Genomic DNA, 20,438 nt, shown 5'->3' with positions numbered 1-20,438 from the left:
CATGCTCAGCATTGCGTGGGAACGGGCTTGCCCCGCGATCAGATCTGGCTCAACGCTCGCTGCGCGTCTTCCAGCTCCAGCTCGCTGAACACGAGCACCCCTTCGCGCCGCAACAAGGCCGTGGTCACGCCCTCACCCGCCACCTTCACACCGCTGAAACTGCCGTCATAGGTCTGCAGATTGCCACACGAGGGGCTGCCCGACTTGAGTACCGCCACACGGATGCCATGCCGACGCACCAGTTCCAGCGCCACGCGGGCCCCGGCGAGAAAGGCGCCGCTGACATCGTCGCCGGTCACCGTCAGCACCTGTGCCTGCCCATCCAGAACCGCCCCGCCCTGCCCACCGGGTATCTCCGCAGGCGGTCGTGGTGTAGGCAAGCCACCGGCAACCTCCGGGCACAGTGGCACCACCCTGCCTTCTGCCTGCCAACGCTGCAATACGTCGGGATGGCCGCTGGCACGCCCGTCATAGCGTACCGGCTGGCCCAGCAGGCAGGCGCTGACCAGCACCTTCGCCAGCTCAGAACGGCTCATTGCCACGGCGCCGGAACCAACCGGTCAACGACAGGCGTTCACGCCCTGCCGGGAGTACCTCGTGCGGGACTTCACCCGACAGGAACACCACCAGGCTACCGGCCAACGGCGCCACGTCGTGTTCGACATCGCCCTTCAGGAACATGCGCAATTGTCCACCGTCCTGCGGCTGCCAACCCTCGTTGAGGTACAGCACGGCCGACACCATGCGCCGGTCATCGTCGCGGAAGCGGTCGAGATGGCGCTTGTAGAAGGCGCCCGGCGGATACAGGGCAAAGTGGCACTCAAAGTCCTCGAGCCCCAGGAACAACCCCCGGTTGATGGCCTGGCGCAGGCTGTCCATTGCCCCCAGGTAGCGATCGCAGACCTCCGATTCACCGGGGTCGATCCACTGGATCTGGTCGCCGCGGATCGCCTCGCGGATCTCCTGCGCGGCGCCACGCCCTATGCCGGCGGGGTTCAGCTCACCCTCGGCGTAGCGACGACGGCATTCGGCCGCCAGCGCGCGCGACAGTTCGTCGGGCAGGAAAAGAGATTGCTGCGACCAGCCACGGGTGGCCAGGTCATCGACAATGGTCGACAGCAGCGGATGTTCGGAAGGAATGTGCATGGCGCATCATAGCCATTCGGCCAGCGCTCGCACAGCGCCACTTGGTCAGGAAGCGCCGCTGGCGACTCGACAAAGCCCCGCCACGCCAAGGACAATAGCGGCCTGCCGACAGGAGTCCTGAATGCGCCGTCTGTTTTCCCTGCTTCTGCTGATGATCTGCACCATGCCTGTCTGGGCAGACACCCTCGATCAGCTGTACAAGGTCGCTGGCTGGCCCGACCAGCGCGCCCATTTCAACGATGCCGTGAGCGCCGCCCAACAGCGCTACCGCAACAGCTTGCCGCCTGCGGTTTACCAGGCCCTGGTCAACAACAGCAACCAACGGTTCCAGGCCCAGGCCATGGACCAACGGGCCCAGGCGCAACTGCGCGCCAACCTGCCCAACCCCTCGCCGGCGCTGGCATTCTTCCAGTCGCCGCTGGGGCGCAAGGTCGTGGCCGCCGAATTGCTTGCCACACGCAAGGACCAACTGGCCAAGCACGCCAAGGGCCTGCCGAAGATCCAGGCCAGCGACAACCGCGTGCTGATCGTCGGCCACCTGGCCCAGGCCTTGCCCGCCCGCGAGGCCGGCGCCGAGGTCAGCCTGGCGATCGCCGGCGTGGCGGCCGACAGCCTGAGCTCGATGCTGCCCGGCCTGTTCGGCGGCGGCCAGGCCCAGAACCTGCTCGATGGCCAACGCCAGCGCTTGATGAGCCAAGTGGGCGAGGACCTGAACAACACGTTGTTGTACGTCTATCGCGACCTGTCCGACGCTGAGCTCGAGCAGTTCGCCACCTTCGCCGAATCGACGGACGGCCAGGCCTACTACAAGGCCGCAGTGGCCGCGATTCGCGCCGCCCTGGCCGTGGGCCAGAACGCCGCCAACCTGAAGTAAGTCAGTCCAGGCGCTGGCCGATGAACTCGAAGTAGCGCTGGCGGATGCCAGGCAGCTCGTTGGCCAGGTGGTGCCGTGCCTCAGGCAGCATGAGGATCTGCGGCTCTGCGAACTTGGCCTTGAGCACCTTGAGGTTGTACGGCCAATCTACCGTACCATCCGCCTCGCCCTGCACGATCAGCGGCCGCCGCGTACTCCGGGGAGCGGCTTCGATGCGCCGGACCCACTTCATCAGCGCACCGACCCAGGCGGTCGGCAGGCGCCGTGGCTGTAGCGGGTCAGCTTCGAGAAAAGGCAGGAAGGCCGGGTCGTTGGTGTTTTCGCTGAAGCGCCGCTCGATGCCATTGACGAAGTGGCGCAGCACGCAATAGCTCAGCTTCGACCAGCGCCAAGCGCGCGGGCGCACCAGGGGGGCCAACAGGATTGCCTCGCCGTCGACAGGGCTGCTTTCGCCCTGATGCAACAGATGGTCGACCAAGATCGCCCCACCGGTGCTTTGGCCACAGAGATGCCAGGGCCGTGGCAGGTCGAGCAGGCGGGCCTGTTCGAACAGCGCCTCGAGCACCTGCTGGTAGATGCCGAAATCATCGATGCTGGCCCGTTCGCCACTGGACAGACCATGACCTGGCAGATCGCAGCCGATCACGGCGTAGCCGCGTCCCAGGGCCCATTCGATCACGTGGCGGTATAGCCCCATGTGATCGTAGTAGCCATGCAACAGGAACAACGTCGCCTGTGGCCGTTCGGGCAGCCAGACCTGGCCGACCAGGTCGAAGCCTGCCACCTGGAAGCCGCCCAGCCAACTGTGTGCGGACAGGCCCAGGCCGTAGAAGCCCTGGTAGGCCTGGCCCTGGGTGGACAGCAGGTGGCGATCGGCAAGGGGCGACAGGCTGGCGCGCAGCAGGTCGGGGTGGAAACTGGCGGGCATCGGTACATCCAGAGTGAAGCAAGTATTGATCTGCGATATTCAGCTCTGGGCCGCGTCATGGCAAGCTTGGCCCTCTTCCGACGAACAATGCGAGCCCGCTCCCACGAGCATCGCGCAAGGCCCCTATGGCGAAGCAACTTCTGATATTCCTTGCCCTGCTGCTCTGCGCTGCCACCGCCTGGTGGGCCTACGACAGCTTCCAGTCCCGCTACCTGCGTCCGTTCGACAACCAGGCCACCTTCTTCGACGGCAGCCAACTGCGCCTCCCAGCCGAGCTGGCCGGCCCGGGCCCGATCCGCGTGGTGCACTTCTGGGACCCGGCCTGCCCGTGCAATGTCGGCAACCAGCAGCACCTGGGCGAGCTGGTCGAGCACTTCGCGCCGCTCGGGGTCAGTTTCCATGTCGTGCAAAAGCCTGGCAGCCATGGCCAACTGCCGGCCAACCTGGGAACACTGAAGCCCCTGGCCAGCCTGCCCGGCAGCGAGCACCTGCCCGCCAGCCCCGCCGTGGCGATCTGGGACCACGACGGCAACCTCGCCTACTTCGGCCCCTACAGCGAAGGCGCGGTGTGCAACTCGAGCAACAGTTTCATCGAGCCGATCCTCAAGGCGCTGGCACAAGGGCGTCGGGTGCAGGCCTCGAATACCCTGGCGGTCGGCTGCTATTGCCCCTGGATCGATTGACGCACCCGCGCCGGATTACCCACCACCACCGCCCCGGCCGGCACATCCCGGGTCACCACGCTGCCGGCGCCGACCACGGCGTTATCACCGATGGTCACCCCCGGCAGGATGATCGCCCCGCCGCCGATCCAGACATTGTCGCCAATGATCACCGGCCGCCCGCTTTCCAGGCCGCTGCGGCGCAGCGCCGGGTCCAGCGGGTGGTCGGCGGTGTAGATCTGCACCGCCGGGGCGATCTGGCAGTCGGCGCCGATGCGCACCGGCAGCACGTCGAGGATCACGCAGTTGAAGTTCATGAAGGTGTTGGCGCCCACGCTGATGTTGTAGCCGTAGTCGCAGTGGAACGGCGGACGGATCACCACGCCTTCACCCACGTTGGCGAAATGCGCCTTCAACAAATCATGGCGCGCCTCGTTGGGTTGCTCGACGCTGCCGTTGTAGCGGTGCATCCAGTGCCGGTTGGCCGCCTGCTCGGCTTGCAGCTCGGGGCAGCCGGCATGGTAGAGCTGGCCTGCCAGCATTTTCTGTTTTTCGCTGAGGGACATGGAAACTCCTTTCAGAGGGCTATGCTCAGTTCGCGAATCCGCCGATGATCGGACCACATTCTTTCGCTCGAGTGCACAAGGAGTCTCGATGAAGCGCAGCCTGACCTTGCTGGCGGTGGTGATCGCCGTGGCCGCCGCGGGCGGCGGTTACTGGTACGTGCAGGGCAAGCAGCCCCAGCGTGATGGCGAAGCGGCCATCAACGGCTTGCAGGCGCCGGTCAGCGTGCGCTTCGATGCCCGTGGCGTGCCGCACCTGCAGGCGCAGAACGAGCAGGACCTGTACCGCGCCCTGGGCTACGTACAAGCCCAGGACCGTCTGTTCCAGATGGAGATCATGCGCCGTCTGGCTCGCGGCGAGCTGGCCGAGGTGCTGGGCGAGAAGTTGCTGCCCACCGATACCCTGTTCCGCAGCCTGCGCATTCGCGATCAGGCGGCCTTGATGGTGCAACGCCAGGACCGCCAGTCACCGGCCTGGCAAGCGCTGCAGGCCTACCTGGACGGCATCAACCAGTGGCAGGCCAGCCACCCCAAGCCGATGGAGTTCGACCTGCTCGGCATCACGCCGCGCCCCTTCACCGCCGAGGACACCCTGAGCATTGCCGGCTACCTCGCCTACAGCTTCGCCGCCGCGTTCCGCACCGACCCGGCGCTGACCTACATTCGCGATCAGCTCGGCCCCGAGTACCTGAAGATCTTCGACCTCGACTGGCAGCCCGACGGCGCCGTGGCCACGCCGTTGGCCGCCGCCGACTGGCACAGCCTGGAGCAGTTGGCGCGGCTCAGTCACGAGGCCCTGGGCGATGCCGGCATTCCGCAGTTCGAGGGCAGCAACGCCTGGGCCGTGGCCGGCAGCCATACCCGCAGCGGCCGGCCACTGCTGGCGGGTGACCCGCACATCAGCTTCGCGGTGCCGGCGATCTGGTACGAAGCCGAGCTGTCGGCACCAGGCTTCAACCTGTATGGCTACTTCCAGGCGCTCAACCCGTTCGCCCTGCTCGGCCACAACCGCGACTTCGGTTGGAGCCTGACCATGTTCCAGAACGACGACGTCGACCTGATCGCGGAACAGACCAACCCGCAGGACCCCGAGCAAGTGATGGTCGATAGCCGCTGGCAGACACTTGAAAAGACCGAGCAGAAAATCGCGGTCAAGGATGCGCAGCCGGCCAGCATCACCTTGCGCCGATCGCCCCACGGTCCGATCGTCAACAGCGTGCTCGGCGACACCGCCGGCCCGACGCCCATCGCCATGTGGTGGGCCTTCCTGGAAACCGAGAACCCGATACTCGAGGGTTTCTACCAGATCAACCGCGCCGACACCCTGGACAAGATGCGCGAGGCGGCAAGCAAGATCCACGCGCCGGGGTTGAACCTGGTGTGGGCCAATGCCCGTGGCGACATCGGCTGGTGGGCAGCGGCGCGCCTGCCGATCCGCCCGGAGGGCGTCAACCCGGCGTTCATCCTCGACGGCGGCAGCGGCCAGGCCGCCAAGCCGGGGTTCTACCCGTTCAGTGCCAATCCACAGCAGGAGAACCCGGCCAGCGGCTATATCGTCTCGGCCAATTACCAGCCACCCGGCGCGATGCCCGTGCCCGGCTATTACAACCTGGCCGACCGGGGGCGCCAGCTCGATCGCCTGTTACGCGACCCGGACATCAAGTGGGACACCCAGAACAGCCAGGCCTTGCAGCTGGACACCAGCACCGACTATGGCCCGCGTACCCTGGCACCGCTGCTCGGCACCTTGCGCAACGTCGCCCAGGGCGACGAAGAGAAGGAGCTGGTCGAGCAACTGGCGGCCTGGCGCGGCGACTACCCGCTGGACTCCACCAACGCCACGCTGTTCAACCAGTTCCTCTACGAGCTGGCGTTCGCCGCCCTGCACGACGAACTGGGCGACACCTGGTTCCCGGTGCTGATCAGCACCCGTGCCATCGACGCCGCGCTGCCTCGCCTGGCTGGCGACCCTCAATCGCCGTGGTGGAATCTGCGTGGTAGCAATGAACACACCGATCGCAACGCCATCGTGCGCCTGGCCTGGCAGCGCAGCCTCAAGCACCTGCGCGCGACCTTCGGCAAGGATCCGGCCAGCTGGCAGTGGGGCAAGGCCCATACCCTCACGCACAACCATCCGCTGGGCGTGAAGAAGCCGCTGAACCTGTTGTTCAATGTCGGGCCCTACGCCGCGCCGGGGACCCACGAGGTGCCGAACAACCTGTCGGCGAAGATCGGCCCGGCGCCCTGGCCGGTCACCTACGGGCCATCCACCCGCCGCCTGATCGACTTCGCCGACGCCGGCGCCGCGCTGACCATCAATCCGGTCGGGCAGAGTGGCGTGCCGTTCGACCGGCACTATGGCGACCAGGCCGAGGACTATATCGAGGGGCGCTATCACAAGGCGCGGATGGGGGTGATTCCGGCGCAAAGCACGCTGCGGCTGGTGCCCAGATAGAAACCGGGGCCGCACAGCGGCCCTCTCGCAATCCATGAGGTCACGCAATGCAGAAACACTTCATCGAGATCGACGGAGCACGCATGAGCTATGTCGACCAGGGCCAGGGCTTCCCGGTGCTGCTGGGTCACAGCTACCTGTGGTCGTCCGCCATGTGGCAACCGCAGATCGACGCCCTGTCACGGCACTTCCGGGTCATCGTGCCTGAGCTGTGGGGCCACGGCGATTCCGCCGCCCCGCCCGCCAGCACCGTCGACATGGCTGCCCTGGCCCGCCAGCACCTGGCGTTGCTCGATGCCCTGGATATCCAGAAGTGCCACCTGGTCGGGCTGTCGGTTGGCGGCATGTGGGGCGCGCAGCTGGCCATCGACCACCCTGAACGAGTCGACCGCCTGGTGCTGATGGACACCTACCTGGGGGCGGAGCCCGAGGCGACGCGGCTGAAGTATTTCGGTTTGCTGGATGCGGCAAGCAAAGCGGGAGCCTTCATCGACCCGTTGCTGGACGTCGTGGTGCCGATCTTCTTTCATGCCGGAGGGGAAACCGTGCCTGACGTGCGCGAGCAGTTCCGCGCCGGGCTGAAGGCGAGCACTGCCAAGACCATCCGCGAAAGCCTCGACCCCATGGGCCGGGTAATTTTCGGCCGGCCAGACCTGCTGGCGCGACTCGGTGAGCTGCCGGGAGAGCGGACCATCGTGCTCTGCGGCGACCAGGACATCCCAAGGCCACCGGCGGAGTCCGCCGAGATGGCGCAGCTGATTGGATGCCTGGCGGCACAGATTCCATTCGCCGGGCATATCTCCAGCCTGGAGAATCCGCAGGTGGTGAATGATTTCCTGTTGAACTGGTTACCGCGCAATTGCTGAGACCGAAAGGGGCTGCTTTGCAGCCCATCGCCGGCAAGCCGGCTCCCACATGGGCTACGCGGGTTCCTGTGGGAGCCGGCTTGCCGGCGATGGGCCGCACAGCGGCCCCGTTCAGGCGATCAGCCCTGCCAGTTGCCGCCCTCGACGATCACGCTCTCAGGCTTGGTGTCGTCGCTCAGTTCCTTGCGCACGTACTGGTCGTACAGCTTGAGCAGGAACTTCTCCTCGCCGAGCTTGGCCAGTTCGGCGTTCACCCAATCGCGCAACTCGGTATTGCCCTTCTTCACCGCCGGGGCGATCGGTGCTTCGTCACCCAACAGCTGTGGCAGCACGCGGTAGCCCGGGTTCTGCTTGGCCCAGCTAAACAGGATCAGGTTGTCCTGGGCATAGGCATCACCCCGACCGTTGGCCAGCGCGGCCAGCGACTCGGTGTTCTTCTCGAACTTGAGCAGTTTCCAGTCCGGGTGGGTCTTGGTCAGCCAGATATCGGCGGTGGTGCCGGTGGTGACAATGATGGTCTTGTCGGCCAGGTCGTCGAGCTTCTGCACCGGACTGCCGTCGGCGACGATGGCCTGCACCGCCACGCGCAGGTTGGGGTTGGTGAAGTCCACGGCCTCCTTGCGCTCCGGGGTAACGGTCATGTTGGCGAGGATCAGGTCGACCTTGTCGCTCTGCAGGAACGGGATGCGGCTGGCAGGCTCGACCGCGACGAACTCGACCTTGTTCTCGTCGCCCAGCAGGTCCTTGGCGAAGCGACGGCCGATGTCGGTGTCGAAGCCCACGTAGCGGCCGCTTTCATCGACGAAGCCGAACGGTGGCTTGTCGGTGAACACGCCGACGATCAGCTTGTCACGGGCCTTGATGGTTTCCAGGTAGCTGCTGGCCGGCGAGGCGGCGGCGGGCTTGGCCGGATCTTCGGATTTGTTGCAGCCGGCCAGCAGGGCCAGGCCCAGCAATGGCGCGAGCAGTTTGGCGAACGGGGCAGTCTTCATGACAGTTCCTTGTGCAGTGGCTTAGACAGTGTCTTGGGCAGGCTTTCGACGAACGAGAATTTCTCCAGGAACTGCTGCGCGCGTGCGGTCTGCGGTTGAGTGAAGAAGCGCTCAGGGTGGTTCTGTTCAAGGATCCTGCCGGCCTCCATGAACACGATGCGGTCGGCCACCGCGCGGGCGAAGGCCATTTCGTGGGTGACGATGAGCAGGGTCATGCCTTCGCGGGCCAGACCCTGGATCACCTGCAGCACCTCCTTGACCATCTCCGGGTCGAGGGCGGCGGTGACCTCATCGAAGAGCATCACCTGTGGGTTCATGCATAAAGAACGGACAATGGCGATGCGTTGCTGCTGACCACCGGAGAGCTGGCGCGGGAACGCGTCACGCTTGTCCAGCAGCCCTACCCGGGCCAGCAGAGCCTCGGCCTGGGCCTGGGCCTCGTGGCGTTCGCGCTTCTGCACCTTCAGCGGCCCCAGCAGCAAGTTGTCGATCACGCTCATGTGGCCGAACAGGTGGTAGCTCTGGAACACCATGCCGACCCGCTGGCGCACCTGGCGCCAGTCGGTGTCGGGGCCGAGCAGCTCCTGGCCGTCGAGGCGCAGGCTGCCGCCCTGGGCCTCTTCCAGGCCGTTGAGGCAGCGCAGCAGGGTGCTCTTGCCGCAGCCGCTGGGGCCGAGGATCACCACCACCTCGCCGGCCTCGACCTTGAGGTCGATGTCTGCAAGCACCTGGTGCTGGCCGAAGAACTTGTTGAAGCCTTGGAATTCGATCAATGGATTCATGCGTGGGCCCAGCGCCGCTCCAGCACGCGGGAGGCGGCTGACAGCGGATAGCAGACAAGAAAGAAGAACAGGAACAGCGCGCCGTAGATCAGCACCGACTCGTAGGTACGTTCGATGATCTGCTGCCCCGCCTTGATCACTTCGACCACGCCGATCAGCACCGCCAGCGAGCTGGTCTTGATGATCCGCGTGTAGATATTGATGGTCGGCGGGGTCATGCGCTTGAGCGCCTGGGGCAGCAGCACATAGGCATACAACTGCCAGCCGCCCAGGCCGATCGACAAGCCCGCCTCGCGCTGCCCGCGTGGCAGCGACTGCAAGGCGCCGCGCACCACCTCGCCGACCTCGCTGGCGCCCCACAGGCCCAGCACCAGCACCGCGCACCAGAAGCTGGGGATGCTCAGGCCAAAGAAGATCGGCAAGCCGAAGAACACCAGGTACAGCCAGACCAGCACCGGAATCGCCCGGAACAGCTCCAGGTACACCTGCAGCAGGATGTTCAGCCAACGGCTGCCGAGGGTCGCCAGCACGCCGTAGAGCACGCCGCCCAAGGTGGCGAACAGGATGCCCAGCGCCGAGATCGCCAGGGTCTGCCCGGCGCCCGTGGCCAGTTGCGGCAGCGAAACCAGCAGCAGCTCAATGCCCGAACTGGCCATGTTGCAGCCTCCGTTCCAGGTAGCGCAGCAGCAGCGACAGCGGCAGGAAGATCAGCACGCAGAGCAGGGTCAGCACGGCGAGCATTTCGTAGGTCTTGTAGTACAGGGCGATGTAGTTCTTGGTGGTGTAGAGAATCTCCGGCACCGCCACCGCCGAAACCACGGTGGTTTCCTTGAGCAGGAAGACGAAATTGGCGAACAGTGCCGGCAGGCTGAGGATGCCGGCCTGGGGCAGGATCACATGGCGCAGCAGCTGGCCCTCGGAAAGCCCGATGGAGCGCCCGGACTCCAGTTGCGCCCGCGGCACCGCCTCGACCCCGGCGCGCAGTACCTCGGTGAGGTAGGCGCCGCCCATGAACGTCAGGGTGATGATCGCGGCGGCGAAGCCGGATACCTTCACCCCCAGGCTCGGCAAGGCGAAGTAGACGAAGAACAGCTGGATCAGCAACGGTGTGTTGCGCGCCAGCTCCACATAGCCCTTGACCAGGCGCCACAGGTACGGCGTGCGCAACACCAGGATCGTCGCATTGAGCAGCGCCACCAGCAACGAGGTGACGATTGCGATCGCCCCGACTTGCAGGGTCACGCCAACGGCCTTGAAGAAGGCCGGCAGTGTGCTAAGCATGAAAGCAGTGTCGAAGCTCATGGAAGGGGCCTCGGCACGGGGTCACGAAGGTACGGCATGGGAAGGTCCAGGGTCGGCACGAGGGTAGCTCGGCGTCATTTCACGAATAGTGGCGCTGTGCCGGTAAGCACGATTCCTAGACTCTAAAGGCATAAAAATATTTTTATAAATATCTTTATTGCATATCTATATCACCACCCCGTGACGTTCGGAAATTTCCTTCCCTAGACGCGGATCTTTCCGAGGATTTTCCCCTCCAAGGGATTTCAAACTGTGACTTGCACGGCCCATCACATTCAACAAGGAAGACAACGATGAACAGCCCCTGCTTGCCTGCTTCGAACGAACAACTGCTGTGGCTCCTGGCGCTGCGCCGGGCCCTGGCGACTCAACGCTGAGGCTTGCGCTGCACTACTCCAGACCGGCCTGCCCGTCAGCTCAGTACAAACAAAAACGCCGACGCAAAATGCGTCGGCGTTTTTCGTTCCAGGTCGCGTATCAGAACGCTGGCAGTACCGCGCCGCTGTACTTCTTCTCGATGAATGCCTTCACTTCCGGGCTGGTCAGCGCCTTGGCCAGCTTCTGGATCGCCGCGCTGTCCTTGTTGTCCGGGCGGGCAACCAGGAAGTTCACGTACGGCGAATCGCTACCTTCGATCACCAGGGCGTCCTTGGCCGGGTTCAGGCCGGCTTCAAGCGCATAGTTGGTGTTGATCATGTCCAGGTCGACCTGATCCAGCACACGCGGGAGCATGGCCGATTCAAGCTCCTTGAACTTGAGCTTCTTCGGGTTCTCGGCGATATCCTTCGGCGTGGCAAGGGCGTTCTTCGGATCCTTCAGGGTAATCAGCCCGGCCTTCTGCAGCAGCAGCAGGGCACGGCCACTGTTGCTCCCCTCGTTGGGGATGGCCACGGTCGCGCCGTCCTTCAGCTCGGCCAGGCTCTTGACCTTCTTCGAGTAGCCACCGAACGGTTCGACGTGCACGCCGATCACGGTCTCCAGGTGGGTGCCCTTGCCTTCGTTGAAGTTCTTCAGGTACGGCAGGGTCTGGAAGTAGTTGGCGTCCAGGCGCTTCTGGTCGACCTGCACATTGGGCTGGACGTAGTCGGTGAAGACCTTGATCTCCAGGTCCACGCCTTCCTTGGCCAGGGTCGGCTTGATCAGTTCGAGGATTTCGGCATGCGGCACGGGCGTGGCGGCCACCACCAGTTTCTCGGCGGCGTTGGCGAGGCCCGCGAACGACAGTGCGGCGGCCAGGGCGGTGGTCAGCAGGGTCTTTTTCATGGTGATCCTTGTTCTAAAGCTGGGCCATCGCAGATGGCGAGTCGGGTGCCCATCCGTTCGGGTGGGCGTGCAGCGGACAATACCGAGATTTTTTATTCCGGAACAATATCTTTTGATTAGCTGCTTATGCCAAAAACAAATGGCCATCACGCCCTTTGCTTATGAACGGCGGCAGACTGCTCTACGGCGAGCTTTTCCCCAGTCGTGCCAGCGCCGCGCCGAGCAGATCGCGCAGTTCGGCCAAGGTATCCGCCTCTCGACTGCCGCCTAGCTGCATGAGCTGGCGGGCCAGGCTGGCGAGGGGAGCGGTATCGGGCAGGTCGAGATGCGCGGGGAGGATTTCCTCGCCATCGCTGACCAGCAGGGCGAAGTGAATGACGTTCTCCAATTCGCGGGTATTGCCCGGCCAGGCATGCGCTTCGAGCGCCTGCTGGGCGGCCTCGCTGATGAGGGGAACCGGCCGATCCAGGCGCACGCTGTAGATCCCCACGAAGTACTCGGCCAACGGCAGGATATCGCCGACCCGATCACGCAGCGCCGGCAACTCCAGCTCACCTTCGTACAGGTAATGGTAGAGCCGCTCGTTGAAACGCCCCGCGCGCACTGCCAGCGCCAGGTCGATGCTGGACGCGGCCACCAGCCGCACATCGACCGCCTGCGGTTGCGTGGCGCCGACCCGGATCACCTCGCGATTCTCCAGGGCGGCCAACAGCTTGCCCTGGATCGCCAGGGGCAGGTCGGCGATCTCGTCCAGATACAACGTGCCGCCATTGGCCGAACCGAACCATCCGGCGCGACTGCTGGCAGTACCGCCCTGGCTACCGGCGCTGTAGCCGAACAGCTCGGCATCGGCATAGGTCGGGCTGATGGCCGCGCAGTTGACCGACACGAACAGGCCGCCCCGATCGCTGGCGCGATGAATCTGCCGGGCCAGCAGCTCCTTGCCAGTGCCGGTCTCGCCGCGGATCAGCACCGGCAACGGTTGTGGCGCCAGCCGCTCCAGGGCCTGGCGCAGCGCCTGGGAGCGCGGATCGACGAACACCAGCGCCTTGGCGCGGATGCTCAGTGGGCTCTTGTCCAGTTCGGGGAAGGTCAGCAGCGGCTGACCGAATGGGGTGTGAAATGTCATGGAATACTCCCGCCCCGGCCGCAAGCGGTCGAGGGATTCAGCTCAGTCGATGAAAACCTGTGGGTCAGGCGCGGCGCAGGGCGCGCTGGTCGACACGGGCCTGCAGCCGGTAGAGATAGGCAAAGCCCTGCTCCCAGCGCTGGTGCCCGGACTTGACGTTGATATGCCCGGCGTTGGCCAACAGCCCGGCTTCGGCGCCCCAGGCCTGCGCCAGGTACAACGCGCGCGGCACGCTCACCGCCGGGTCGTTGTCGGAGCTGACCACTTGGCTGGGAAACGGCAGGGCCTGCAGGGGAATCGGCGCGAAATTGCGCAGGGCCGGCGCGCAATTCGGCCGCTCGACATCCGCCGGTGCCACCAGCAGCGCGCCGCGCACCCTTTGCTGCAGATCAGGGCTGGCCTGGGCGGCCCAATGCGCGACCGTGATGCAGCCGAGGCTGTGGGCGATGAGAATCACCGGCGAGCGCTCGGCGGCAATCGCTTGCTCCAGCGCCTGTACCCAATCGCGCCGTTGTGGCGTGAGCCAGTCGCTCTGCTCGACCCGGGCACTATTGGGCAGGCTGCGCTGCCAGTGACTTTGCCAATGGTTGTCTGGCGATCCTTGCCAGCCCGGCACAATCAGGTAACGAATCGACTCATTGCGCATGGGGACGCCTCCGGAAGTTTGCGTGCTTGGGTGCAAGTATAGGGAGGCGGTTATATTCGTAAAGGAATAAGAAGCTATTTATTAATAACCAAAATATCCATATGGAAGAGGCTGGCTTCGCGCATAAAAAAAGGGCCATCCCCTGCCAAGGAAAATGGCCCCTAAGCACTTGCCTGAAGAAGGTATCGACGGTCAGCGCGAGGTGATCACCGCCAGCTTGCTGATCCCGGCACGCTCGATCGCCGCCATTGCGCGGGCGACCTCGCCGTAGTTCACACCATCGTCGGCCTGCAGCTGCACACGCAGCTCGGCGTCCTTGTCCTTGGCAGCCTTGAGGTTGGTCTCCAGCAGGTCGGGCTGGATCTCGTCCTTGTTGATGAACAGCTTGCCGCTGCCGTCGATGCTCACTACCAGCGGGTCCTTCTGCTCCACCGGGGCCACGGCCTCGGTCTTGGGCAGGTTGATAGGGATGGCGTTGGTCAGCAACGGCGCGGTGACGATGAACACCACCAACAGCACCAGCATGACGTCCACCAACGGCGTGACGTTGATTTCACTCAACACTTCATCGCTGTCCTGGGTCGAGAAGGCCATGTCAGGACGCCTCCTTCACAGGTTGGGTGAAGCCGGTGTGCTGGCGCTGTACCGCCGGGTGCACCAGTACGCGGAAGGCACTCTTCTGCGCCAGGCTGTAGAAGTCGTGGGCGAAGTCGTCGAGGTCGGCGGCGGTCAGCTTGAGGCGACGGAGGAAGTAGTTGTAGACCAGCACCGCCGGCACCGCGACGGCGATACCCACGCCGGTGGCCACCAACGCCGCGCCGATGGGCCCGGCCACGGTCTCCAGGCTCGCCGAACCCGCCGCGCTGATGCCCTTGAGCGCCTCCATGATGCCCCACACCGTGCCGAACAGGCCGATGAAGGGCGAAGTGCTGCCGATACTGGCCACCACCGCCAGGCCGGTTTCCAGCGAACGACGCTCACGGACGATCTGCTGGCGCAGGGCTCGCTCCAGGCGGTCCTGGTGGTTGATGGCCTGGCTCAAATCGTTAGCGTGACCAGGCTCGCCAACCGCGATCGCCGCAAAGCCCGCCTGGGCGACACGGGCAGCCGGGCCTGGCAGATCGTGGGCCGGCTCGGCGGCGGAGTCGAGGCTGGACGCGGCCCAGAACTGCTGGTGGAAGCGCTTGTCCTGGTTCTTCAGGCGCACGAACTGCACGACCTTGACCAGGGCCAGCGCCCAGGTGGCGACGGAGAAGCCGACCAGCAGCCAGATGACCGCGCCTTCAACGGATTCGAGGGGGGATGCCAACAAGCTCATGATGAAGTCCTTCCTGTGTGCGCTCGCAAGTTAACGAAGCTTGAAATCGATCGGTACGCTGACCCAACCCACCTGGGCCACCTCGCCCTGCTTGGCCGGGACGAAGCTCCAGCGTTTCACCGCCGCCAGCGCGGCGGCGTCCAGGGCGTCGCGACCACTGCTTTTCTGGATCTGGATCTGCCCTGGCTTGCCACTGGGCAGCACCTCGACGCGCAGCAGCACGGTGCCCTCCCAGCCACGGCGCTGGGCCATCTGCGGATATTCCGGCGCCGGGTTCTTGAGGTACGCGGCGTTGGCCGAGGCTGGCGTCACCGGGGCCGGGGCGGGTGGCGCAGACGGAGCCGGCGCGGCCACGGGCGTCGGCGTGGGTGGCGGCGCTTCGACCGGTTTCGGCTGCGGTTTTGGCTGTGGCTTGGCCACAGGCTTGGGCACGACTTTCGGCTTGGGCTTTGGCTTGGCAGCCAACTCGTCGAGCACCGGCGGTGGCGGTTCGAGCACAGGCGCTGCCGGGGCTGGCGGTGGCGGCTCGACGACTGGCGGCGCGGGCGCGGCGAACTCGATGGTCATGGGCGGAATCTGCGGCGGCACGATGGGCAACGCCGGGGTCGGTGCCTGGTTGATCCAGTAGGCGACGGCACCGTGCAGGGCCAGCACCAGCAGCACCAACGCCAGCTTGTCGCGTCGTTTGAGGCCGCTCAGCGGCGTGCGTTGCAGGCGTAACTGACCAAGCGGCAGGCGTAGCGTGCGTCCGAGCTCGACCAGGTCGCCCGATGCCGGGTGCCATGGCTGCTCAAAGGCCCTGACGGCCGTCTGGACATTACCCATTGCTAGAAACTCCTGGGGTGTTGATTCAGGTGTGTGGCTGAATCATCGGGCCTAGGGGCTTAGCTCATAAAGAAATGTTTAAACGTAAAACTAGACCAAAACGGAATAATTATTTCGATGGTCTGTCCACAACCCGCGTCTTTCGCGGCCTGCCGCAGAACAGCTTGCGAACGATGCCTTATCAGCATGCAAAATATTCGCTCAAGGCATCAATCCGCTGCGAGGGCTTTGCCCTCGATCGCTGGCAAGCCAGCTCCCACAGGTCATTGCAGCAGACCCTGTACTGTGGGAGCCGGCTTGCCGGCGATGGGCTGCAGCGCAGCCCCGACTATCCGCCAGCACATAAAAAAACCCGGGACCATGCCCGGGCTTTTCCTTTCATGCCTGCAACTCAGATATCCGCCACCTTCTGCCACACCTTCGGCCGGAAGAACAACGTCTCCCCCCGCGCCAACCCAGTCAGGCTGTCGTGATCCTTGACCACTTCGGCCTCGATCAGCTCGCTCTGCCCTTCCACCTTCAAGGTGACCCGGGTGGTCGCGCCCAACGGGCGGATATCGCGGACCTCGGCGGCATGGTGGCCTTCGGTCTCATGGCGCGACAGCGACACCTCGTGCGGGCGGAACAGCACATGGTGGCCTTCGCTGAGCGCCAGGCGGTTGGAGTCACCCAGGAAGTGGTAGACGAAGTCGTTGGCCGGCTTCTCGTACACCTCGCCCGGCGAGCCGATCTGTTCGATCACACCCTTGTTCATCACCACGATGCGGTCGGCGACTTCCATGGCCTCTTCCTGGTCGTGGGTAACGAATACCGAGGTCAGGTTGATATCCTCGTGCAGCCGCGCCAGCCAGCGGCGCAGCTCCTTGCGCACCTTGGCATCCAGCGCCCCGAACGGCTCGTCGAGCAGCAATACCTTGGGCTCCACCGCCAGGGCTCGAGCCAGGGCGATACGCTGGCGCTGGCCGCCGGACAGCTGCTCGGGGTAGCGATCGGACAACCAGTCGAGCTGGACCATGTTCAGCAGCTCGTGGACCTTCTCGGCTATCTTGCTCTCGCTCGGGCGCTCGCCCTTGGGTTTCATGCGCAGGCCGAAGGCGACGTTGTCGAACACGCTCATATGGCGGAACAGCGCGTAGTGCTGGAACACGAAGCCGACGTTGCGATCACGCACGTCGTGGCCCGACACATCTTCGCCATGGAACACGATGCTGCCGTCATCCGGGGTTTCCAGGCCGGCGATAATGCGCAGCAGGGTGGTCTTGCCGCAGCCCGACGGGCCAAGCAGGGCAACCAGCTCGCCGCTGTGGATGTCCAGGTTGATGTTGTCCAGGGCCTGGAAGCTGTTGAAGCGCTTGCTGACGTTACGAACTTCGATCGACATGAATCATTCCTCCGCGGCGCTGTGGCGCAGGCGGTTAATACGGTTCTCGCTCCACTGCTTGAGCAGCAGGATGAAGAGCGCCAGGATCAGCAGCAGGCTGGCCACGCTGAAGGCCGCGACATGGTTGTACTCGTTGTAGAGGATCTCCACGTGCAGCGGCAAGGTGTTGGTGACGCCACGGATATGCCCGGACACCACCGACACCGCGCCGAACTCGCCCATGGCCCGGGCGGTGCACAGCACCACGCCGTAGATCAGGCCCCACTTGATGTTCGGCAGGGTCACGTGCCAGAACATCTGCCAACCGTTGGCGCCGAGCAGGCGCGCGGCCTCCTCTTCCTGGGTACCCTGCTCCTGCATCAGCGGGATCAGCTCGCGGGCCACGAACGGCACGGTGACGAAGATGGTCGCCAGGACGATGCCCGGCAGGGCGAAGACGATCTGGATGTCGTGGTCCTGCAGCCACGGGCCGAACAGGCCCTGGGCGCCGAACATCAGCACGTAGACCAGGCCGGCGATCACCGGTGACACCGAGAACGGCAGGTCGATCAGGGTCACCAGGATACTCTTGCCACGGAAGCTGTACTTGCTCACGCACCAGGCGGCGCTGACCCCGAACAGCAGGTTCAACGGTACCGAGATGGCCACCGCCAGCAGGGTCAGCTTGAGCGCAGACAACGCATCGGCCTCGAAGATCGCCTCGAAGAAGGTGCCGAAGCCGTTTTTCAGGGCCTGAGACACAACGATCACCAGCGGCAGGGCCAGGAACAGCGCAAAGACGATCCAGGCCAGGGTGATAAGCACGCGGCGCGAAGTGGCACTGCCACGCCGAGCGGCGTTGGCGGCGGCGGTTGCGCCAAGGGTTGATGAAGACATAAGCGGGCCTCCTTCAAGGGGTTTCGATGCGCCGCTGCAGCAAGTTGATCAGCAGCAGCAGGATGAAGGAAACCACCAGCATCAATACGCCGATGGCAGTGGCGCCGGTGTAGTCGTACTGGTCGAGCTTGACCATGATCAGCAACGGCAGGATCTCGGTCTTCATCGGCATGTTGCCGGCGATGAAGATCACCGAGCCATACTCGCCAACGCCACGGGCGAAGGCCAGGGCGAAGCCGGTCAGCCAGGCAGGCAGCAAAGCGGGCGCCAGCACATGGCGGAACACCTGCAAGGGTTTCGCGCCCAGGCAGGCAGCGGCCTCTTCCACCTCACGCGGGATGTCAGCCAGCACTGGCTGCACCGTGCGCACCACGAACGGCAGGGTGACGAACGTCAGCGCCAGGGTAATGCCCAGTGGGGTGTAGGCGATCTTGAAACCAAGATCCGTGGCGAACTGGCCGACCCAGCCCGCAGGGGCGTACAAGGCGGTCAAGGCGATGCCGGCCACGGCGGTGGGCAGGGCGAACGGCAGGTCGATCATCGCATCAATGACCTTGCGCCCGGGGAAGGTGTAGCGCACCAGCACCCAGGCCAGCAGGGTGCCGATCACGCCGTTGATGATGGCGGCGAACAGGGCGGTGCCGAAACTCAGCTTCAGCGCGGCGATGACCCGCGGCGCGCTGACGATGTTCCAGAACTGCTCCCAGGTGAGCTGCGAGGCATGGATGAACATGGCCGCCAGCGGTATCAGCACGATCAGGCTGAGGTACACCAAGGTGTAGCCCAGCGTCAGCCCGAAGCCGGGTATGACGGGGGAAATGCGACGTGACATAAAGGTCCCTGGTTGAGCGCACGAAGCCCGGGAGTCATCCCGGGCCGGTGCAGGCTACTGGAGGGTTTTGTTTGTGGGGCTGCTGCGCAGCCCTTTCGCTGGCAAGCCAGCTCCCACAGTGGCGGTGCATTCCCGCTTCCTGTGGGAGCCGGCTTGCCGGCGAAAGGGGCGCGAAGCGGCCCCGCTTGTTCATTGCCGATCACTGTGCCTGATAAATCTGGTCGAACACACCGCCATCGTTGAAGAACTTCGGCTGCGCAGTCTTCCAGCCACCGAAGTCCTTGTCGATGGTCACCAGGTCCAGTTTCGGGAACTGCTTGCCGAATTCGGCGGCGACCTTCGCGTCACGCGGACGGTAGAAGTTTTGTGCAGCGATCTTCTGGCCAGCCGGGCTGTACAGATGCTTGAGGTATTCCTCGGCGATCTTCTCGTTGCCCTTCTTCTCGGCGTTCTTGTCGACCACCGCCACCGGCGGCTCGGCCAGGATTGACAGCGAAGGCACGACAATCTCGAACTTGTCGGCGCCACCGTCTTCCTTCAGCGCCAGGAAGGCTTCGTTTTCCCACGCCAGCAGCACATCGCCCTGCCCGTTGTTGACGAAGGTGATGGTCGAGCCGCGGGCGCCGGTATCGAGCACCGGCACGTGCTTGAACAGCTCCTGCACGTAGGCCTTGGCCTTGTCTTCGCTGCCGCCGGTCTTCAGGCCATAGGCCCAGGCGGCGAGGAAGTTCCAGCGGGCGCCGCCGGAGGTCTTTGGATTGGGCGTGATCACCGAGACGTCTTTCTTGATCAGGTCGCCCCAGTCCTTGATGCCTTTCGGGTTGCCCTTGCGTACCAGGAACACGATGGTCGAGGTGTACGGCGTGCTGGCGTCCGGCAGGCGCTTCTGCCAGTCCTCCGGCAGGGTCTTGCCAAGCTTGGCGATCTCGTCGATATCGCCGGCCAGGGCCAGGGTCACCACGTCGGCGCGCAGGCCGTCGATGACCGCGCGGCCCTGCTTGCCCGAACCGCCGTGGGACTGCTGGATCTTCACCTTGTCGCCGGGGTTGGCGGCTTGCCAATGCTTGATGAACTCGGCGTTGTACTGCTGGTACAACTCGCGGGTCGGGTCATAGGACACGTTCAGCAATTCGTAGTCCTTGGCGATCGCGGAACCGGCAAAAACGGCACTGGCCAGGGCGGCAAGCGCATAACGGCGGATGGACATGGTGAAGCTCCCGATTGGCATTTTTCTAGTTTTGAAGGGGTGCGGTGTCAGCCGGTCTTGTTACCGGGCTGCTGCAGGCGGAACTTCTCCTTGCGTTCGATCTGCACCACCTGGGCGTTGTGCACGGTGATCTCCACCGCGCCAAAGCGCAGGTCGCGCAGGGCACTCTGGATTTCACGCAGAATGGTGGCTTCGTCCTGACCGTCGATGCTGCGCAGAGATGCACTCATGCTCGTTCTCCTGTGAGTAAGGGAGCCGGGCAGAGGTTTTGAAGGGGATTTGCGCCTGGCTTGAGGGCAATACTAGTGAGGCGCGGATATTCTTAAAAATACTGTTTAAGAATGTTTATATAACCATTAGCGCGAACACTGAACCCTGTGGAAGCTGGTTT

Annotated in this window: 23 protein-coding genes; 4 read left to right on the top strand and 19 right to left on the bottom strand. The window is 64.5% G+C overall.

Annotated features, from left to right (window positions below):
* Window positions 1-38 precede the first annotated feature (38 nt).
* Together ACQ4OD_RS06765 and ACQ4OD_RS06760 are read right to left on the bottom strand one after the other, a co-directional pair.
* The gene (locus ACQ4OD_RS06765; RefSeq protein WP_198755013.1) at window positions 39-536 is read right to left on the bottom strand and encodes a DUF523 domain-containing protein; all 498 of its coding nucleotides are present in this window, start codon (window positions 534-536) and stop codon (window positions 39-41) included.
* Complete coding sequence (locus ACQ4OD_RS06760; protein ID WP_110697221.1) at window positions 523-1,146, bottom strand: 2OG-Fe(II) oxygenase; 624 nt, start codon at window positions 1,144-1,146, stop codon at window positions 523-525. Before ACQ4OD_RS06760 ends, ACQ4OD_RS06765 begins: the two co-directional genes overlap by 14 nt.
* Window positions 1,147-1,267: 121 nt before the next feature.
* Here ACQ4OD_RS06760 and ACQ4OD_RS06755 point away from each other — a divergent pair, with 121 nt between their 5' ends.
* Complete coding sequence (locus ACQ4OD_RS06755; RefSeq protein WP_139674339.1) at window positions 1,268-2,020, top strand: DUF2059 domain-containing protein; 753 nt, start codon at window positions 1,268-1,270, stop codon at window positions 2,018-2,020.
* A 1-nt stretch (window position 2,021) separates the two neighbouring features.
* Here the strand turns inward: ACQ4OD_RS06755 and ACQ4OD_RS06750 are convergent, their stop codons facing one another.
* Window positions 2,022-2,948, bottom strand: a complete 927-nt coding sequence (locus tag ACQ4OD_RS06750; RefSeq protein ID WP_430944043.1) for an alpha/beta hydrolase — start codon at window positions 2,946-2,948, stop codon at window positions 2,022-2,024.
* A 125-nt stretch (window positions 2,949-3,073) separates the two neighbouring features.
* On the opposite strand from ACQ4OD_RS06750, the gene ACQ4OD_RS06745 reads away from it, so the two are divergent.
* Entirely contained in the window at window positions 3,074-3,631 is a 558-nt protein-coding gene (locus ACQ4OD_RS06745) for a DUF6436 domain-containing protein (RefSeq protein WP_139674345.1), read from the top strand.
* On the opposite strand, the gene ACQ4OD_RS06740 is transcribed toward ACQ4OD_RS06745, so the two are convergent.
* On the bottom strand, window positions 3,610-4,176 hold the full coding sequence (locus ACQ4OD_RS06740; protein WP_139674348.1) for a sugar O-acetyltransferase: 567 nt from the start codon (window positions 4,174-4,176) through the stop codon (window positions 3,610-3,612). The two genes, ACQ4OD_RS06745 and ACQ4OD_RS06740, sit on opposite strands and share 22 nt — an antisense overlap.
* 88 nt (window positions 4,177-4,264) lie before the next feature.
* Between ACQ4OD_RS06740 and ACQ4OD_RS06735 the strand changes: the two genes are divergently transcribed.
* A complete protein-coding gene (locus tag ACQ4OD_RS06735) occupies window positions 4,265-6,628 on the top strand; it encodes a penicillin acylase family protein (RefSeq protein WP_430944042.1) in 2,364 nt (787 codons plus the stop codon).
* Window positions 6,629-6,675: 47 nt separating this feature from the next.
* A complete protein-coding gene (locus ACQ4OD_RS06730) occupies window positions 6,676-7,494 on the top strand; it encodes an alpha/beta fold hydrolase (protein ID WP_217867928.1) in 819 nt (272 codons plus the stop codon).
* Window positions 7,495-7,613: 119 nt separating this feature from the next.
* Here the strand turns inward: ACQ4OD_RS06730 and ACQ4OD_RS06725 are convergent, their stop codons facing one another.
* From ACQ4OD_RS06725 to oscA, 15 genes are all read right to left on the bottom strand, one after another.
* Entirely contained in the window at window positions 7,614-8,486 is an 873-nt protein-coding gene (locus ACQ4OD_RS06725) for a transporter substrate-binding domain-containing protein (protein WP_110697209.1), read from the bottom strand.
* Window positions 8,483-9,268 carry an amino acid ABC transporter ATP-binding protein gene (locus tag ACQ4OD_RS06720; RefSeq protein WP_023631066.1) on the bottom strand — a complete coding sequence of 262 codons (786 nt, stop codon included), beginning with the start codon at window positions 9,266-9,268 and terminating at the stop codon, window positions 8,483-8,485. The genes ACQ4OD_RS06725 and ACQ4OD_RS06720 overlap by 4 nt, the downstream gene beginning before the upstream one ends.
* Entirely contained in the window at window positions 9,265-9,924 is a 660-nt protein-coding gene (locus ACQ4OD_RS06715) for an amino acid ABC transporter permease (protein WP_430944041.1), read from the bottom strand. The genes ACQ4OD_RS06720 and ACQ4OD_RS06715 overlap by 4 nt, the downstream gene beginning before the upstream one ends.
* Window positions 9,905-10,570, bottom strand: coding sequence for an amino acid ABC transporter permease (locus ACQ4OD_RS06710; protein WP_102684747.1), 666 nt, complete (start codon window positions 10,568-10,570; stop codon window positions 9,905-9,907). The genes ACQ4OD_RS06715 and ACQ4OD_RS06710 overlap by 20 nt, the downstream gene beginning before the upstream one ends.
* Window positions 10,571-11,047: 477 nt before the next feature.
* Window positions 11,048-11,833 carry a MetQ/NlpA family ABC transporter substrate-binding protein gene (locus ACQ4OD_RS06705; protein ID WP_094010961.1) on the bottom strand — a complete coding sequence of 262 codons (786 nt, stop codon included), beginning with the start codon at window positions 11,831-11,833 and terminating at the stop codon, window positions 11,048-11,050.
* A gap of 181 nt (window positions 11,834-12,014) precedes the next feature.
* Entirely contained in the window at window positions 12,015-12,962 is a 948-nt protein-coding gene (locus ACQ4OD_RS06700) for a sigma 54-interacting transcriptional regulator (RefSeq protein WP_102684748.1), read from the bottom strand.
* A gap of 64 nt (window positions 12,963-13,026) precedes the next feature.
* Window positions 13,027-13,608, bottom strand: coding sequence for an alpha/beta hydrolase (locus ACQ4OD_RS06695; protein ID WP_046853749.1), 582 nt, complete (start codon window positions 13,606-13,608; stop codon window positions 13,027-13,029).
* Window positions 13,609-13,800: 192 nt separating this feature from the next.
* Window positions 13,801-14,202, bottom strand: a complete 402-nt coding sequence (locus ACQ4OD_RS06690; protein ID WP_198755008.1) for an ExbD/TolR family protein — start codon at window positions 14,200-14,202, stop codon at window positions 13,801-13,803.
* Window position 14,203: 1 nt separating this feature from the next.
* Window positions 14,204-14,926, bottom strand: a complete 723-nt coding sequence (locus ACQ4OD_RS06685; RefSeq protein ID WP_038707008.1) for a MotA/TolQ/ExbB proton channel family protein — start codon at window positions 14,924-14,926, stop codon at window positions 14,204-14,206.
* 30 nt (window positions 14,927-14,956) lie between these two features.
* A complete protein-coding gene (locus tag ACQ4OD_RS06680) occupies window positions 14,957-15,751 on the bottom strand; it encodes an energy transducer TonB (protein WP_430944040.1) in 795 nt (264 codons plus the stop codon).
* Between the two features lie 391 nt (window positions 15,752-16,142).
* Window positions 16,143-17,132 (bottom strand): sulfate/molybdate ABC transporter ATP-binding protein, encoded by a 990-nt coding sequence (locus ACQ4OD_RS06675; protein ID WP_008093195.1) that lies wholly within the window; start codon window positions 17,130-17,132, stop codon window positions 16,143-16,145.
* A gap of 3 nt (window positions 17,133-17,135) precedes the next feature.
* Entirely contained in the window at window positions 17,136-18,008 is an 873-nt protein-coding gene (cysW, locus tag ACQ4OD_RS06670) for a sulfate ABC transporter permease subunit CysW (protein ID WP_046853746.1), read from the bottom strand.
* A gap of 13 nt (window positions 18,009-18,021) precedes the next feature.
* Window positions 18,022-18,840: a sulfate ABC transporter permease subunit CysT gene (gene cysT, locus ACQ4OD_RS06665; RefSeq protein WP_023629656.1), complete on the bottom strand. Its 819-nt coding sequence runs from the start codon at window positions 18,838-18,840 to the stop codon at window positions 18,022-18,024.
* 199 nt (window positions 18,841-19,039) lie between these two features.
* Window positions 19,040-20,047 (bottom strand): sulfate ABC transporter substrate-binding protein, encoded by a 1,008-nt coding sequence (locus ACQ4OD_RS06660; RefSeq protein ID WP_102684754.1) that lies wholly within the window; start codon window positions 20,045-20,047, stop codon window positions 19,040-19,042.
* 47 nt (window positions 20,048-20,094) lie between these two features.
* Window positions 20,095-20,277: a sulfur starvation response protein OscA gene (oscA, locus tag ACQ4OD_RS06655; RefSeq protein ID WP_003258557.1), complete on the bottom strand. Its 183-nt coding sequence runs from the start codon at window positions 20,275-20,277 to the stop codon at window positions 20,095-20,097.
* Window positions 20,278-20,438: the final 161 nt, after the last annotated feature.

The sequence above is a fragment of the Pseudomonas sp. WC1 genome, assembly GCF_050586565.1.
Lineage (GTDB): Bacteria > Pseudomonadota > Gammaproteobacteria > Pseudomonadales > Pseudomonadaceae > Aquipseudomonas.
The sequence above is the reverse complement of the archived record's forward strand: the minus strand, read 5'-3'. Positions and strand labels throughout refer to the sequence as shown.